Annotated in this window: 13 protein-coding genes and 2 pseudogenes; 11 read left to right on the top strand and 4 right to left on the bottom strand. The window is 68.7% G+C overall.

The window, feature by feature from the left end; genetic code table 11:
* Window positions 1-59 precede the first annotated feature (59 nt).
* Window positions 60-1,352: a hypothetical protein gene (locus tag JGU66_29195; GenBank protein MBJ6764860.1), complete on the top strand. Its 1,293-nt coding sequence runs from the start codon at window positions 60-62 to the stop codon at window positions 1,350-1,352.
* 15 nt (window positions 1,353-1,367) lie between these two features.
* On the opposite strand, the gene JGU66_29190 is transcribed toward JGU66_29195, so the two are convergent.
* Window positions 1,368-2,234, bottom strand: a complete 867-nt coding sequence (locus tag JGU66_29190) for a nucleoside hydrolase (protein ID MBJ6764859.1) — start codon at window positions 2,232-2,234, stop codon at window positions 1,368-1,370.
* Between the two features lie 259 nt (window positions 2,235-2,493).
* Here JGU66_29190 and JGU66_29185 point away from each other — a divergent pair, with 259 nt between their 5' ends.
* From JGU66_29185 to JGU66_29175, 3 genes are read left to right on the top strand one after another with little or no spacing between them, the layout of a single operon-like run.
* The gene (locus JGU66_29185) at window positions 2,494-2,859 is read left to right on the top strand and encodes a group 1 truncated hemoglobin (protein ID MBJ6764858.1); all 366 of its coding nucleotides are present in this window, start codon (window positions 2,494-2,496) and stop codon (window positions 2,857-2,859) included.
* Window positions 2,860-2,877: 18 nt separating this feature from the next.
* Complete coding sequence (locus tag JGU66_29180; protein MBJ6764857.1) at window positions 2,878-3,873, top strand: 2Fe-2S iron-sulfur cluster binding domain-containing protein; 996 nt, start codon at window positions 2,878-2,880, stop codon at window positions 3,871-3,873.
* A gap of 2 nt (window positions 3,874-3,875) precedes the next feature.
* Window positions 3,876-4,334, top strand: coding sequence for an Rrf2 family transcriptional regulator (locus tag JGU66_29175; protein MBJ6764856.1), 459 nt, complete (start codon window positions 3,876-3,878; stop codon window positions 4,332-4,334).
* Window positions 4,335-4,361: 27 nt separating this feature from the next.
* Here JGU66_29175 and JGU66_29170 read toward each other — a convergent pair whose 3' ends face one another.
* Window positions 4,362-5,279 (bottom strand): RluA family pseudouridine synthase, encoded by a 918-nt coding sequence (locus JGU66_29170; protein ID MBJ6764855.1) that lies wholly within the window; start codon window positions 5,277-5,279, stop codon window positions 4,362-4,364.
* A 242-nt stretch (window positions 5,280-5,521) separates the two neighbouring features.
* On the opposite strand from JGU66_29170, the pseudogene JGU66_29165 reads away from it, so the two are divergent.
* Window positions 5,522-6,480 (top strand): annotated as a pseudogene (locus tag JGU66_29165) (FtsX-like permease family protein).
* Window positions 6,481-6,494: 14 nt separating this feature from the next.
* On the opposite strand, the pseudogene JGU66_29160 reads toward JGU66_29165, so the two are convergent.
* Window positions 6,495-7,361: pseudogene (locus JGU66_29160) on the bottom strand (fatty acid desaturase).
* 280 nt (window positions 7,362-7,641) lie between these two features.
* Between JGU66_29160 and JGU66_29155 the strand changes: the two are divergent.
* From JGU66_29155 to JGU66_29145, 3 genes are all read left to right on the top strand, one after another.
* On the top strand, window positions 7,642-8,598 hold the full coding sequence (locus JGU66_29155; GenBank protein MBJ6764854.1) for a serine protease: 957 nt from the start codon (window positions 7,642-7,644) through the stop codon (window positions 8,596-8,598).
* Window positions 8,599-8,671: 73 nt separating this feature from the next.
* Complete coding sequence (locus tag JGU66_29150) at window positions 8,672-9,676, top strand: serine/threonine protein kinase (GenBank protein ID MBJ6764853.1); 1,005 nt, start codon at window positions 8,672-8,674, stop codon at window positions 9,674-9,676.
* 345 nt (window positions 9,677-10,021) lie between these two features.
* The gene (locus JGU66_29145; GenBank protein MBJ6764852.1) at window positions 10,022-12,100 is read left to right on the top strand and encodes a sodium-translocating pyrophosphatase; all 2,079 of its coding nucleotides are present in this window, start codon (window positions 10,022-10,024) and stop codon (window positions 12,098-12,100) included.
* A 25-nt stretch (window positions 12,101-12,125) separates the two neighbouring features.
* On the opposite strand, the gene JGU66_29140 is transcribed toward JGU66_29145, so the two are convergent.
* Window positions 12,126-12,338: a hypothetical protein gene (locus JGU66_29140; GenBank protein ID MBJ6764851.1), complete on the bottom strand. Its 213-nt coding sequence runs from the start codon at window positions 12,336-12,338 to the stop codon at window positions 12,126-12,128.
* 157 nt (window positions 12,339-12,495) lie between these two features.
* Here JGU66_29140 and JGU66_29135 point away from each other — a divergent pair, with 157 nt between their 5' ends.
* The 3 genes from JGU66_29135 to JGU66_29125 all read left to right on the top strand — a co-directional run.
* Window positions 12,496-12,693 (top strand): hypothetical protein, encoded by a 198-nt coding sequence (locus JGU66_29135; GenBank protein MBJ6764850.1) that lies wholly within the window; start codon window positions 12,496-12,498, stop codon window positions 12,691-12,693.
* Window positions 12,694-12,887: 194 nt separating this feature from the next.
* A complete protein-coding gene (locus tag JGU66_29130; GenBank protein MBJ6764849.1) occupies window positions 12,888-14,483 on the top strand; it encodes a hypothetical protein in 1,596 nt (531 codons plus the stop codon).
* A 311-nt stretch (window positions 14,484-14,794) separates the two neighbouring features.
* The coding region (locus tag JGU66_29125; GenBank protein ID MBJ6764848.1) for a hypothetical protein at window positions 14,795-15,348 on the top strand (554 nt) is incomplete at its 3' end.

Here is a 15,348-nt window from a genome sequence, read left to right as displayed (position 1 = left end):
GCGACCCGGCGCGATGAATGCGAAGCCTGCCACGAGCCACCACACCTGGGAGGAAGTCGATGGAACAGCTCGCCTGTGGACATGCCGCGCCCATCGCGGGCCATGCGTGCGCGCACCTGCTCAAGACTCCAGGCGCGCCCTACGCGGTCCGCTTCACGGGCCAGGGCCAGGACCTCGACCTCCTGTGCGATGACTGCGACGGCCCCACCGCTCCCGCCCGCGCGGACCTCCAGCCGCTCTGCGTGGACTGCCAGCAAGCGCACCTCGAGCGACTGGAAGACCTCCTCCATGCGCTCGGCAGGCCCGAGGTCCGCACGCGCGCATCGGCGCTCCGCTTCGAGCACCGTGAGCACACCCTCCCCTCCCTGGCGGGCACACCCCTGCTCGCGCTCGAACCGCTCGGGAGCGCGCCTCGCTCGCAGTGGCTCGCGGTGACTCCCACGGGAGACCTGCTGCGGCTGGACCTCGAGGCGGGGACCACCACCCGCCTCGCCACGGTGCCCTCGGACGCGGTCGTGCTCTCGGAGCCGCTGGCCCTGCACGTCTCCGATTGTGGCCGTTACGCGGCGGTGGCGAATGCGGCGGGCTCACACGGCGTCGTGCTCTCACTGGACTCCGGCGCGGTGACGATGAAGCTGGACCGCGGCACGTACCATGTGACGCATTGCCAGTTCCCCCTGGCGTTCTTCCGCGACGGCGACCGCACCCTGCTCGTGCACGGCACGGAGTGGAACCAGCTCGACATCTCCGATCCCTCCACCGGCGAGCGACTGACGCCCCGCCCAGACGATGCGGCGACGAAGTCCGAGGACGCGAAAGCCCACGGGCTCGACTACTTCCACTGTGGCCTGACGGTCTCCCCCGATGGGCAGTGGCTCGTGGACGATGGTTGGGTCTGGCACCCGGTGGGCATCTTGACGAGCCTCTCCCTGCGCCGCTGGCTGCACGAGAATGTGTGGGAATCCGAGGACGGCCCCTCGCGGAAGTCACTCCGACAGGTCGAGTACTTCTGGGATGGCCCTCGGTGCTTTGTCGGCCCGCGACTCCTCGCGGTCTGGGGATTCGGCAGCACCGACAGGACCCTCTTCGACGCGGCGCTCGTTCTCGACATCGAGTCCGGCAAGCTGCGCCGCTGGTTCCCGGGGCCTCGGGGAGACTTCCACTGCGATGGGCAATTCCTGCTCACCCGCGCATCGGACGAGGGCACGGCCGTCTGGAACTGGGAGACCGGCGAGCGCCTCCTCGTCGACGCGGAGCTGAAGCCCACGGCCTGGCATCCCGCGGCGCGGAGTTTCGTGTCCGTGGTGGCGCCCGGCCAGTTTCGTGAGAGCCGGCTCGCCGGCACGCCTTGACGTGACGGCGAGCGACTACGTGCCCGTGAAGATGTGCGTCCAGACCGCCTCGCGCTGAAGCTCGACGAGCATCGCGTCTCGGCCTCCCGGGCGCGTCCCCCAGCCGCCCTTCTCGCGGAAGAGTTCGCCCGGGAGCCACGTGCCCACCTCGGGATGCAGGTGACAGACCGCGGCGGTGGGGTCATGGAACATCTTCTCTGGCGAGTGGGCGAGATACATCGCCATGGCCTCCAGGAAGAGCTCCATGGCGCGAGAGCGCGGCGGGTGCTCCCGATGCCGCCGCAGGATGTCCCGGTCATAGACCATGGTGTGGCAGACGTTCTTGCCCACGAAGCGCCGAGGGATGTCGTGGGTGAGGAAGCGCTGGGCGCTCTTCACGTCACCATTCAGGTTGAAGGTCGCCACGGACTCTCGGCCCTCGAACTTCTCGAGCCGCACCGACGGGGCATGCAGGTGATACCCCACGAAGCCGCCTTGCATGGTGGCGCGGCGGGGAAGCCTGGGCGAATCACTCGCGAGGTAGCCGCCGACATTCTGGAGCGGGCCGATGATGAACCACTCGGCCTCGGGGTAGCGCGCCATGGTCTCGCGCAGCACGTCCTGGCCCAGCGCATCCGGTGGCTGGCGACTGGGCCACTGGTACTTCTTGAGCAGGTCCACGTGGACGCTGCCCACGCTGGACTTCTCTCGCTCGGGCCCAGCGCTACCAATCGGGATGTCCAGCCCCAGCTCACGACAGAGGAAGCGGGCGACAGCCACCTGGTCCTTGTCACCTGGGGACAGGGTGATGGCGCGGATGCGGGCTCCCGCCGCGACCAGGTAGAGCAGGGCAAAGAAGTCATCGGGGTCGCGTCCGAGGTCGGTCTCGACAATCAAATCCATGGCGTCTTCCGTGGACGTGCTCGCGACGTGTGACGCGCCAGCCCCCACGGAGCTCCCACTGGCAAGAGTACGGCGCGCGCGGACGGAGCCCTCCCCGATTAGCTGACACCGGGCGCGTTCCTGCATGCGACGCCCAGTCTGTTAGCCCAAGGACTCGCTGCGAGCAGCCCCCCTTTCCCCGATGAATTGACGCTTCGAGCAAAACGATGCATTCAGAATGCATCTTTATGCGCCCGGTCTCGGGCGAGGGAGCGCGGACATGTCGAGCGTGTACGAGCAGTTGGGCGGAGAGCCGGCGATGGCGGCGGCGGTGGAGCTTTTCTACCGGAAGGTCCTCGCGGATGACCGCATCAGCCACTACTTCGAGGACGTGGACATGGACCGGCAGGCCGCGAAGCAGCAGGCCTTCTTGACGATGGTGTGCGGCGGCCCTTCGCACTACTCGGGCAAGGACATGCGCGAGGGTCACCGCCACCTGGTGAAGCGGGGCCTGAATGACATCCACTTCAACGCGGTGGCGGAGCATCTCCAGGGGACGCTGGAGGAGCTGGGTGTATCGGCGGACCTCGTGAGGCAGGTGATGGCGGTCGCAGAGGGTGCCCGCGCGGATGTGCTGAACCGCTGAAGCACCTGGGCCCACGCCATGGCGAGAGTGAAAGTCGAGTCGACGTGGTACCCGCTGGAGCCCGAGGAGACCGTCCTCGACGGCCTCTTGCGGCAAGGGGTGACGGTTCCCCACGCGTGCAGAGCGGGGGCCTGTCAGTCCTGCATGATGCGAGGCGTGGCGGGCAGCGTTCCCTCCGCGGCGCAGGTCGGACTCAAGGACACGCTCAAGGCCCGAAGCTACTTTCTCGCCTGCATGTGCAAGCTGCCCGAGGGCACGGGCCTGGAGGTAGCGGGGGCACAAGACCTGCGCGTGCCCGCGCGGCTCACCGCCTTGGAGCGACTCACGACGGATGTGCTGCGCGTCCGTCTGGAACCCGAGGCGACGCTCGACTATCGCGCGGGCCAGTACGTCACCCTGCTGCGCGCGGATGGACTCGCGCGCAGCTATTCGCTGGCGAGCCTGCCTCGGGAGAAACACCTGGAGCTGCACGTGCGCCTGGTCCCGGGCGGCACCCTGAGCGGCTGGCTGGCCCGCGAGGCCCGTCTCGGTGAGCAGGTCGCGCTGCAAGGCCCCGCGGGCGAGTGCTTCTACGTACCTGGCAACCCCGAGGCACCGCTGCTCCTGGCGGGCACGGGGACGGGACTCGCGCCGCTGTATGGCATTGCCCGAGACGCGCTGGAGCAAGGGCATACCGGGCCGCTCTTCCTCTTCCACGGCGCGCGGGAGCCAGGCGGGCTGTACCTCGTGGAGACGCTGCGCGAGCTGGCGGCGCGGCACCCGAACTTCCGCTACCGCCCGAACGTGCTGTGCGGCGGCGGGGCTGGCGTGGAGGAGGGGAGCATCGAGGCGCTCCTCCCCACCGTCCTGCCCAAGCGGCCTCAGGGATGGCGGGCCTACCTCTGCGGCAACGTCGAAGGGGTGCTATCCCTGCGCAAGAAGCTCTTCCTGGCGGGGTTCTCCCTGAAGGACATCCACGCGGATGCCTTCCTACCGAGCACACCGCCAGGGGGGCCCCGCGCCGGAGCCGCCTGACCTTGCATCTCACCCTTCACGCCGACTACGCGCTGCGCGTCCTCATCTACCTCGCGGCGCGTCCCGACCGCCCGACGTCCACGCAGGAGATGGCGGACGCCTACGGAATCTCCAAGCACCACCTGGTCCGCGTCGTCCAGACGCTGGGGAGCCTGGGCTATGTCGAGATCCGCCCCGGGCGGGCGGGCGGCGTCCTGCTCGCCAGTCCTCCGAGGGACATCCGGCTGGGCACGGTCGTGCGCGCGGCCGAGCCGGACTTCCACCTGGTGGAGTGCTTCGACCCCGCGCGGAACACCTGCCCCATCGCGGCGGCGTGTGGACTCAAGGGCGTGCTCGCGGAGGCCCAGAGAGCCTTCCTGGAGACGCTGGACCGCTACACGCTGGAGGACCTGCTGCGCCGCTCCAAGCCAGGAATGGCCAACCTCTTCCGCGTGTCCCCAGCGAACGACGCGCAAGACTGACGCGCCTCCTGGACGGAGCCCCTCCCTTCATCCGCGGAGGAGCGCGAGCCCGCGCAGGAAGTCCTCGGGCAGCGCGGACTCCACATGGACGACCTGACCCGTCGCGGACGAGGGCACCTCCAGGCGCCACGCGTGCAGCGCCTGGCGCCCCACGGCAAGCGCGGCGGGATGCTGGCGCGCGGCCTCGGTGCCATAGAGCGAATCCCCCAAGACCGGGAAGCCCGCCTCGGAGAGCTGCACGCGAATCTGGTGCGTGCGTCCCGTGTCCAGGTCGATGTCGAGCAACGCGGCATCCGCGAAGCGCTCGCGCACCGAGAACGTCAGCGCCGCCCGACGCGCCGAGGGCACGCGGGTCGTGAAGCGACGCGGATCCTTCGGGTCCCTCGCATACGGCCCTTCCAGTCGCCCCGTGTCGGGCGGGCGCCCCAGCACCAGCGTCTGGTATCGCTTGTCCACGCGCTTCGCCTGGAACGACTGGAGCAGGGCCGCCGTCGCCACGTCCGTGCGCGTGAGCGCGAGACACCCGCTCGTCTCGCGATCCAACCGGTGCACCACCCCCGGCTGCGCGAGCCCCTCCACATCGAACGGAGGACACCGCGCCGCGAGCAGCCCCACCACGGACGCGGCCCGCCCCTCGGGCTCCACGACGAGCCCCGGCGGCTTGTCCACCACGACGAGCGCGGCATCGTCATACAAGATGGGGAGCGGAGGCCCTTCGCTCGACGCATGCGGCGAGGGACGCGCCTCCGGCGTCTCGACCTCCAGTTCCTCACCGCCCCACAGCTTGCGCGTGGCCTGCGCTTTCTTGCCCCGGATGCGCACCCGGCCCGCGTCCAAGAGCGCACGGGCCCGCTCCGGGGTCAGCCCGGGGACATGCTTCGTGAGGAACCGGTCGAGTCGCTCGCCTGCGACCGCATGGGGTACCTGGACCTTGCGCAGAGCCATCCCTCCCCGTCCCCCATCACCCGCACGGAGTCAACGCTTCATCCGCGCGAGGCCCCCGGCGCTGTCGAGTCCACGAGCCCCGACGGCGCCGCGCGAAGGGACGGTGCCGTGGCCCACGCGCGTTCGGTCTTGGGATCGCGCGTCGCGCACTCGAACACAGCCAGCCCGACAGGCCGCGTGATTCCGCGCCATTGGCGTTCCACTCTCCACGCGCAGGAGGTTTGCTTCGCGCACGAAGCCCCATGGAGCCCCGCTTACAAGACGTGCGGTATGCGCTGCGGGCGCTGCGCAACAGCCCAGGCTTCACGCTCATGGCGGTGCTGGCGCTCGCGCTTGGAATTGGCGCCAACAGCGCGGTCTTCAGTCTCCCCGCCGACGGCGTCTATCCCGCGAGCACGGATGTCTTCATCCCCCTGGCGCCGCCAGCCGAGCACTTCACCGAGACCTACCGTGGCGCGCGCTACCTGTCGGTCCTGGGACGTCTGAAGCCAGACATCACTCGCGCGGAGGCCCATCCGGAGCGATCCCGCGAGGTGGGCTGGGCCAGCTCGTTGAAGTCGGTCGTCGAGCGAACGGTGGGCGACGTGCGCGGCACGCTCCGACTGCTGCTGGGCGCCGTGGGGTTCGTGCTGCTCGTGGCCTGTTCGAGCGTGGCGAACCTGCTGCTCGCGCGGTCTCCCGAGGACGGGAGGTGGCCATCCGCGCGGCCCTGGGCGCGAGGCGCCAGCGACTCCTGGCGCAGTTCCTGGACGTGATGCCGCTCGCGCGGGAGGTGAACGACTCATTCGGCTCGACGCGACTCTCCGCGTCGCGGATGGGGCTGTTCGCCGGAGCGGCTTTGCTGCTGGCGGCGCTCGGCATCGCCGGGGGCATCGCCTTCTCGGTGGTGCAGCGCACGCGCGAGCTGGGAATCCGCATCGCGCTGGGCGCGACACCGGGCGAGGTGCTCCAGCGCATGCTGAGACAAGGACTGCGACTGTCGACCCCGGGCGGGGCGCTGGGCCTGGGACTCTCGTGGCCCCTCACCCGGGCGTTGTCGCGGATGCTCTCGCCACTTCTGTATGGCGTGGCGCCACTGGACCCATCATGGACCTTCGCGGGCGTGGCCCTGTTGCTCAGCGCGGTGGCCCTGCTCGCCACCTGGCTGCCCGCGCGTCGCGCCCCCCACGTGGACCCCGTCATCGCGCTCCGCGGGGAGTAGCGCGCGGACCGAGCGACGCGCACGCCGGGACGCAACGGCACGTTCTCCGGTGTCTGGACATCCCAGACGAGCCCCAGCGCGGCGAGCCCTCGAATCATCCACCAGCCGGGATCCGGCTGGCGCCAGCTCCAGCCCATCCGCGCCGAGCTGGGACGGGCATGGTGATTGTTGTGCCAGGACTCGCCCAGGCTCACCAGGGCAAGCCAGCCCGCGTTGCGCCCCTGCTCCGCGCAACCCGGAAGCTCGTGAGGTTGCGCCCCTTCGACGTGGCTCACGTAGTGAACACCCCAGAAGCCGTCCTGCGTGAGCGCCAGCCGCATGAACACACCCCATGCCACCCACGCGGGGCCTCCCAGTGCGTACAGAGCGAGCGCGAGCGGTACCTGAAGCCAGAGCCCCAGCCGCTCCAGCGCGACGAAGAACACATCGTTCGCGACTCCTGGCTCGACGGCGGGATAGCGCCCCGGTTGCTTCGCCTCCCACGTGCGGAAGAGTGCATGCGCCATCGCGCTCGCGAAGCCATCGCGGTAGCCGAAATACGCGGGGCAATCGGCCTCGGGTTGATTCTGATGAAAGTCGCGCATGTGGTGCACGCGGCTCATGCCGATGACTCCACCCAGTCCCGCCAGGGTGCCGAGCAGCCCCAGTGCGCGCTCCACCGCGAGCGGCGCACGGAAGGCCCGATGAATGAGGCCGCGATGAATCCCCACCGACACGCCCAAGCCCAACATCACGACCGTCAACACGGCGAACACAGCCACCGCGCTCCAGGAGAAGAACAGCGCGCCCCCCACCGCGGCCCCCACATGGAGTCCCACCCACCGCAACACCTTGCCTGCATCCCATCGCGCCACACCCCACCGCGTGCTGTCCGCGTCCATGACTCGCCCCTTTCGGAGCCGGCCCATCGCAAGGGCCCTGCCAATGAATCGCGCGCCAGATTCCAGGCACTTGGCGGAAGTCAGCCCATGCACTGACAACGCGGTTCACGGCGCGCCGTCGCCGCCGTGGACACACCCTCCTGTGCGCCGCGCTCGATTCGCATTCACCTGACGTGTCACGCAGCAGCGGCTCGGGCCTCGTGACGTGTCACACGAGCCCCTCCGTCGACGTGGCGACGCTGGCGCTCCTCGACGGCCCGCGGGCCTGAGCGCGTGGCACATGACTTGCGAAGAGCTGGGCAGCTCGAAATGGGAGGGCGCTTTGCGCTTCGTCAGTGGCTGGATTGTCGCGGTGGGTCTGCTGGGCTGTGGCGGAACGGGGATGGAGTCGGAGCCGAGCACCGAGGTGGAAACGCTGGGACAGGAGATTGTGGGAGGCGTCGAGGCTCGCCCGAACTCCTTCCCGTGGATCATCAGCTTGCAGTCTGGGGGGCGCCACTTCTGTGGCGGCTCGTTGATCCGCGTCGGCGCCAAGGAGCAGAGCGACATCGTCGTGACGGCGGCGCACTGCATCGCGGATGGAGGCAGCGATGTCATCGCGGTCGCGGGCGCACACAACCTGGACAGCCCCTCGTCCACGCAAGTCAATGTCCGCGTTACGCGCGCGATTCCACATCCGCAGTACAACCCGGACACGGCCCTGAACGACGTCGCCATCCTCAAGCTCGAGAAGCCCATCAAGTTCGTCAAGACGCCCATCGGCACGTGTGGCCGCTCCTCCGGAATCCGCCCCGAGACCGGCACCTCGTCCGGCCCCGTGGTCGGCCCCATCTGCCTTCCGGCATCGGGGGAGCGTCCTGCGGTCGGCGCGACCATGCTGGCCGCGGGTTGGGGCCTGACGCGCGAAGGCGGGACCTCGACTTCATCCCTCCTGATGCAGGTGGCCGTCCCGGTGGTCAGCTACGCAACCCTCAACGCGGGCTACAGCACGCAAGGCATTCACATCGACGACACCGCGATGCTCGGAGCCGGCTACGCACAAGGGGGAAAGGACTCCTGCCAAGGTGACAGCGGAGGTCCCCTGAGTTCGAAGTCCGGGAGCAACTACGTCCTGCAAGGCATCACCAGCTTCGGCGTCGGCTGCGCGCGAGCAAACCTCCCCGGCATCTACACACGCGTCTCCAATTACATCTCCTGGATTCAGCAGCAGGTCCGGACCAACAGCTCCACGCTGTAGCCCGGCGTGGCGCCGTCACCCGCTGCGCACGCATTTGCCATGCATTCCTGCATCGGGTCAGATTGGCCTTCGCATGACGACCCGATTCGGCAGGTTCGAACTTCTGGAGCGACTCGGAGTCGAATTGCCTGGCGTGCTCTACCGGGCACTCGACACGGAGGCGCCGGAGGGGACACGCCCCATCGCGCTCCTCCGGATCTTCTCCGAGTGGAGCACTGACGGCGCCTGGCTGGAGACATATCGCCAGGGTGCGCAGCTCGCGATGCGGCTCCAGCACGACCACATCGTGCGGGTGTTTGAGTTCGGGAGCGTCGACGGGGAGCACTTCCTGGTATCGGAAGCATTGGATGCGCTGAACTTGCTCCGCGTCCAGGGCATCGCCAAGCGGCACGGACATCGAGAGCTTCCCCCAACCATCGCCGCGAGCATCCTCGTCGACGTGTGCCGTGCCCTGCACTTCGCGCACACCTTGCGTGGCGCGCAAGGTGAGTCACTGGGATTCACCCACGACAACCTATCCCCCGCGACGGTCTATCTCACGCCGTCAGGAGAGGTGAAGGTCGACGGATTCGGCACGGACCGGGTGCCGCCGCCTCACGCCTTTGGCGTCCTCCGTGGCAAGCGGGTGTTCTTCTCGCCCGAGCAGATCCGAGGCCAAGCCCTGGATGCGCGCTCGGATGTCTACGTCGCGGGCCTGGTGCTGTACCGCCTGTTGTGCAACCGGAGTCCCTTTCCGGAGGATCATGAGGCCGCGATGTTCGCCTCCGCGTTGAACGACCAACTGATCCCAGCGACCACGCACGTGCCCACCCTGGATGCCCCGCTCGCGAAGATTCTCCATCGCGCGCTGCGAGCCGACCCGGCCGCCCGCTACGCGAGCGCCGAGGCCCTGGCACAGGCCCTGTCGGCGTGGCTGCAATCCCAGAAGCCCTCGCTGTCCGCGGCGGACCTCCAGCAGGCGCGCAGAGAACTCCTCGCGTCTGGCCCCAAGCAGCAGCAGCACGTCGCGGTCGAACCGCCCCCACACGCGGTCTCGAGAATCCGGAAGGCACTCGCGCGCCTCCTGCCCCGCTCCTGAGGCGGGGCGCAGGCCGCGCTCTCCCGGCCACAGCGGGGTGATTCGTACCCGCCAGGAGCCCCTCTTTCCGCCTCAACCGACTTCGTAGGCCCCCCAACCAACGGAGGGGCCACGCTCGGCGTGTGCTCAAAGGGGGGCGAGCGGCCCACAAAAACCGGTCATTTCCAGGGGTGGACCCCACAGGTTCGCGCCCGAGCCCCCCAGCCTGCCGGTCATCCGGCCCACAACTGTCAAGAAGGCTCCCAGATGGCTCGGAAATCCCGTATAGGCCATGCGCGCACACTGTGCGGCGTACGAGCGCCCCAGAGGGGGAGGTCGGGCCCCGGGATTGCTCTGGAGGATTGGATGGAGTTGTCGAGTCTCGAATCGAATTTCTGGGCAGTCGCACCGGGCGTCATCGGCGCCGTGGGGTTGCTGTTCGCTGCGTTCTTCTACTTCCGCGTCAAGGCGCTCCCGGACGGCGATGCGACGATGAACCGCATCGCGGGCTACATCCGCGAGGGCGCGATGGCGTTCCTCGTCCGAGAGTACAAGGTGCTCGCGGCGTACTGCGCGGTCGTCGCGGTGATCATCGGCCTGGCGCTGGGGTGGATCGCGAGCGCGAGCTTCGTGGTGGGCGCGTGCCTGTCGCTCCTCGCGGGCTACATCGGCATGAAGGCCGCGACGTACGCGAACGTCCGCACCGCGCAGGCGGCGCGCTCGGGCTCGAAGCCGAACGCCCTGCTGGTCGCGCTCGACGGCGGCGCCGTGATGGGCCTGGCGGTCGCGGGCCTCGGCCTCATCGGCATGGGCGGCGTCTACTACTTCTTCCGCGGCCATGAGCAGCTCTCGCCCATCCTCCACTCGTTCGCCGTGGGCGCCAGCTCCATCGCGCTCTTCGCTCGCGTGGGCGGCGGCATCTACACCAAGGCGGCCGACGTCGGCTCCGACATCGCCGGCAAGGTCATCGAGAACATCCCCGAGGACGACCCCCGCAACCCGGGCGTCATCGCCGACAACGTGGGCGACAACGTGGGCGACGTGGCGGGCATGGGCGCCGACATCTACGAGTCCATGGTGGCCGCGATCGTCGCCGCCATGGCCATGGCGCTGACCGCGAACTCGGCGGACCTGGCCCGTCTGGTCGCCGACCCGTCGGCCACGGGCACCGCGAAGCTGGCGGGCGTGGTGCTTCCGCTGGTGCTGTCCGCGGTGGGTCTGGTGGTCAGCGTGCTGAGCATCTTCATCGCGCGCGCCCTCAAGCACATGAACCCGGCGCAGGTGCTGCGCAGCGCCCTCATCATGCCCCCGGTCATCCTGGTGGGTCTGTCCTACGTGATGATGCAGGTGTTCGGCCTGTCGCAGGCCATCACCGTGGCGCTGGCCGCGGGTGCGTTTGGCGGTGCCATCATCGGCCTCGTCACGGACTACTACACGTCGGCCAAGCCGGTGCAGCGCATCGCCGAGGCCTCCATCACGGGCGCGGGCACCAACCTCATCCGCGGCCTCGCCGTGGGCATGGAGAGCGTGGGCATCTCGATGGCCACCATCGCGCTGGTGGCGTACATCGCGGACCGCGCGCTCGGCCTGTACGGCATCGCGATGTCCGCCGTGGGCATGCTGGGTGGCACGGCCGTCGTCATGACGGTGGACGCCTACGGCCCCATCTCCGACAACGCGGGCGGCATCTCCGAGATGTCCGGCCTGGGTCCCGAGGTTCGCGCCATCACCGACGAGCTGGACGCGGTGGGTAACACCACGGCGGCCATCGGCAAGGGCTTCGCCATCGGATCGGCCACGCTCACCGTCATCGCGCTCTTCTCGGCGTTCAACCTCGAGGTCAACCACACGCGCATCGCGGCGGGTCTGCCGGAGATGAGCCTGATGCTGACCAACCCGAACGTCATCGTGGGCATGCTGCTGGGCTCCATCCTGCCGTTCCTGGTGGGTGCCTCCACGATGCTCGCCGTGGGTCGCGCGGCTGGCGCCATCGTCGAGGAGATCGGCCGTCAGTTCCGCGAGATTCCCGGCCTGATGGAGCTGAAGGCGGATCCGGATCCGAAGAAGATCGTCGACATCTCCACCAAGAGCGCCCTGCGCGAGATGATCTTCCCGGGCCTCGTGGCCGTCGTCGCCCCGCCGCTCGTGGGCTACCTGCTGGGCCCGAGCGCGCTGGCCGGCCTCCTGGCGGGCGCGCTCGTCGTCGGCGCCACCATGGCCCTCTACATGGCCAACGCCGGCGGAGCGTGGGACAACGCCAAGAAGTTCATCGAGAAGGGCAAGCTGCCGGGCCACGCGAAGGGCTCGCAGGTCCACAAGGCCGCCGTCGTCGGCGACATGGTGGGCGACCCGTTCAAGGACACCTCCGGTCCGGGCGTGGCCATCCTCATCAAGGTCATGAGCGTCGTGTCGCTGCTCGTGGCCTCGCTCATCGCGCTGCGGTAGTCGTCGCACACGGTGCGGCGCCTCCTCACCGAGGCGCCGCATCGCGAACACCGCGCCCCATCGCGCTCGGAGACTTCGAGCAGGCGGGGCGCGGCTCGTCGCGAACCGGGACGAAGCTCGCCGTGGAGTCGTGCGCCAGACAGGCGCGGACTTCGGCCAGCGCCTCGGGGTGCGAGTGTCCTTCATCCAACACATTGAAGGGATGCACCCGGTGGGTCACCGGGTGGCCGTCACGCACGCGCTACGCTCGGGCGTGTTCCGCGATCGCCTGCGCGCCAGGCAGCAGGAGCCGCAGCCATGGCCTCTCAAAGCCTGACGCGCGCGCGCTCGCACCTTCTTCCCCGGGGTGTGGGGGGAGGAGTGCCACCGTCGTTTCGCTGACCGAGAGGTGTCCCATGGTTCTGGAGCTCTCCCAGCAGCAGATCCACCTCCTCCATTCGTGTCTGGGGGAATGCATCGAGGACTTGCACGACGAGGTCCTCCACACCGACGCGCGCGACATGCGCATCAAACTGCGGGAGAAGCTCACCCAGCTTCAGGCGCTCCAACGACAAGTGGAGCCCTTGATGCAGCGCGAGCAGCCCGCGCTCTGACGCACTGCGCTCCGGCGCCGCGCCCCGTGCCTCGCAAGAAGCGGCGGCGCGGATGGGCACGCGCGCCGTGCCTGGATGATGGCGAGTCTCGACCGCTCCGCGATCTCACCGAGTTCAAGCGCACCGCCGTGCAATCGTCTCGCACGCGCTTCGTGTTGAGTGGGCGTCCGCGGGGGGCGGACCGGGAGACCGGAATGACTCGTGCGAGCGTCGTGGCGTTCAGCGTGTGCGTGCTACTGGGCATGGGATTGCCCGCGGCGGCCAAGGAAGTCCCCGCCGCGCCCAGTCCCAGTCCCTTGTGGGGTGACCTGCGCCCTGGGCCCTACGCCGTCGGCTATCAGGTCCTCTATCGGTTCGACACGAGCCGCGCCTGGGCCACGACGCGTCCTTACGGCAAGGCCTTCACGGCGGACACCAAGGGCCGGCCGATGCGGATCAGCGTCTGGTATCCGGCCGCGCGCGCCACGGGCCGGCCGCTCCGCTTCGAGGAGTACTTCCGAGGCGCGAGCGCGCCCAAGGAGTTCGCGGGCATCGAGGCCGTGCTCGCCGAGCGGGACGGTGGCGCCTATCGACAAAGCGAGGAAGACGCCTACCCAGCCCTGGCCGCCACGCCCGTGAACGCCATCGCCAACGCGCCCGCCGCGGCGGGACGCTTTCCGCTGGTCCTCACCACGGGAGGACAAGGGGCGATGCTCACGACGCATGCCACGTTGGCCGAGTACCTCGCCAGCCATGGCTACGTCGTCGCCACGGTCCTCACCCTGGGACCAACGAGCGATGAGCCCATGCTGGGCCTCACCCCCGCCGAGGTCGACATCACCGTCCGAGACTTCGAGTTCACGGGGTCCGTGGTGCGAACCCTCCCCTTCGTGGACGCCTCGCGGCTCGCCATGGTTGGCCACAGCCTGGGCGGCAGCGCGGCCATCCTCTTCGCGATGCAGAACCCCAACGTCTCCGCCGTCGTGGGGCTGGACGGCACCTATGGGTTCCCCAATCCCCCCGCCGAGCCTGGAATCCTCTCGGTGACGCAGGGGTATCACCACGCGCCGCGAAAGATGCAGGCCGCCATCCTCGACTTGCGACGACAGCAGCCGTGGATTGATTTGAGCGCGGTCCGCTCCTATCGGCACTCCGACCGCTACCTGGTGACGCTGGGCCAGATGTTCCACACCAGCTTCATCAAGGGCAATCTGCACCAGCGCTTCAGGAAGGAGTTCCCCGCGAACCCCGAGGGGACGACGCCACGGTTGAGCGGAGAAGGCTTCACCTGGACCTGCACGCTCATCGAGGCGTTCCTCGATCTCCAGCTCAAGGCAGACGCCACGGGCCTCACGCGGATCAACGAGGCCGTCGCCCACAACCCAAGGGCCACCTTCGCGCATGAGCCCGCCCTCCCCGCCCGTCCGCCACCGGCCACCGTTCTCGAACAGGCCGAAGCCAACGGGTTCGACGCGACCGTCGCCACCATCGAGCAGCTCGAACGAGAGCTTCCCGAGGAGCCCATCGTCGAAGAGTCTGTCTTCGTCGCGATGGGTTACGCGCTGCTCGGCCAGGCCAAGCCCGACCGCGCCGTCCTCGCCTTCCGCCTCGCGGAGCACTTCCATCCCACCTCGGCCAATGCCTCGGACAGCCTGGGAGATGGCTACCTGGCGGCGGGACAGAAGGACGCTGCTCGCCAGGCCTTTGCGCGCGCCGTCGAGCGGGCCCCCAAGGACCCCGCCCTCAACACGGAGTCACGAGCCACGCTCCTCACGGAGAGCACCCGGAAGCTGAAAGCCCTGTCACCCTGAAGGCCCCCCACGGCCCACTTGCGAAGCGAGGCATCTCCAGGCATGCGTCGACGGTACGTCTTTGCCCGGGCGCCGCGATGAATCCGAACACTCACGCGATGTCCATGGGGTGACACCTGCCCTGGAAGACGACCCTGACGCGGGAAAGGCCATTCCAATACTGAGCGCGCTCATCCCCCAGCCTCTGTCTGAGCGCGCACATGCATACATCTGCAACACATTCCTCCAAGACAGCACTCGAACCCCAATGAAGCTGAGCGCGTTCAGGGAGTTCTCTGACTGTGTCCTCGGGCCCGAGCGCTTCGAGCCCTATGAAACGTTCCTCGTGCGCGAGATTTGAAAGGATCTCCACCCGGAGCGGCCTGCAAGGCAACGCCTGGCTCCTGCGCGGCGCGGTCGACCCGGAGAGCAAGGCGAACGTCGCCGTCACAGCGCTGCCTGACTTCGGCCCCCTGAGCGCGTTCCGCGCCATGGCGGCCGAGTTGGTGGACCATCGTGGCGCGCAACGAAGCCCTCGATTCGAGCTGCCCCTCCTCCGGAGCTATCGCACGATGAAGGCCGCCCTCCTGGCCGACCATCCGGAGTATGTGGAGGACGAGGTCGAGGCACTGCGGCGCGCGGAGTTCTCGCGCCTGGATGCCCACCTGGAGACCTATCTGGACCATGTCGGCGCGGCCCTCGTTCCCGAGAGCCTTGTCGAGTTCGATCATCACGTCCTCAAGAGGACGATCCTCGGCAACCCACACACCGGCTCACGCACCGCCGAGGCGGCCTACGAGAAGGCCCGCGCGGAGATCTACCGCTTCTTCCATGCATCACCCGAGGAGTACGAGATCATCTTCACCCCGAACGCCAGCGGTGCCAT

The sequence above is a fragment of the Myxococcaceae bacterium JPH2 genome, assembly GCA_016458225.1.
GTDB lineage: Bacteria > Myxococcota > Myxococcia > Myxococcales > Myxococcaceae > Citreicoccus.
This window is presented reverse-complemented; position numbering and strand designations above follow the sequence as displayed.

Excerpts from the sequence above, each read along its gene's own strand:
- JGU66_29195 (MBJ6764860.1), top strand. The coding sequence starts at position 60 with ATGGAACAGCTCGCCTGTGGACATGCCGCGCCCATCGCGGGCCATGCG.
- JGU66_29190 (MBJ6764859.1), bottom strand. The coding sequence starts at position 2,234 with ATGGATTTGATTGTCGAGACCGACCTCGGACGCGACCCCGATGACTTC.
- JGU66_29185 (MBJ6764858.1), top strand. The coding sequence starts at position 2,494 with ATGTCGAGCGTGTACGAGCAGTTGGGCGGAGAGCCGGCGATGGCGGCG.
- JGU66_29180 (MBJ6764857.1), top strand. The coding sequence starts at position 2,878 with ATGGCGAGAGTGAAAGTCGAGTCGACGTGGTACCCGCTGGAGCCCGAG.
- JGU66_29170 (MBJ6764855.1), bottom strand. The coding sequence starts at position 5,279 with ATGGCTCTGCGCAAGGTCCAGGTACCCCATGCGGTCGCAGGCGAGCGA.
- JGU66_29155 (MBJ6764854.1), top strand. The coding sequence starts at position 7,642 with ATGACTTGCGAAGAGCTGGGCAGCTCGAAATGGGAGGGCGCTTTGCGC.
- JGU66_29150 (MBJ6764853.1), top strand. The coding sequence starts at position 8,672 with ATGACGACCCGATTCGGCAGGTTCGAACTTCTGGAGCGACTCGGAGTC.
- JGU66_29145 (MBJ6764852.1), top strand. The coding sequence starts at position 10,022 with ATGGAGTTGTCGAGTCTCGAATCGAATTTCTGGGCAGTCGCACCGGGC.
- JGU66_29135 (MBJ6764850.1), top strand. The coding sequence starts at position 12,496 with ATGGTTCTGGAGCTCTCCCAGCAGCAGATCCACCTCCTCCATTCGTGT.
- JGU66_29130 (MBJ6764849.1), top strand. The coding sequence starts at position 12,888 with ATGACTCGTGCGAGCGTCGTGGCGTTCAGCGTGTGCGTGCTACTGGGC.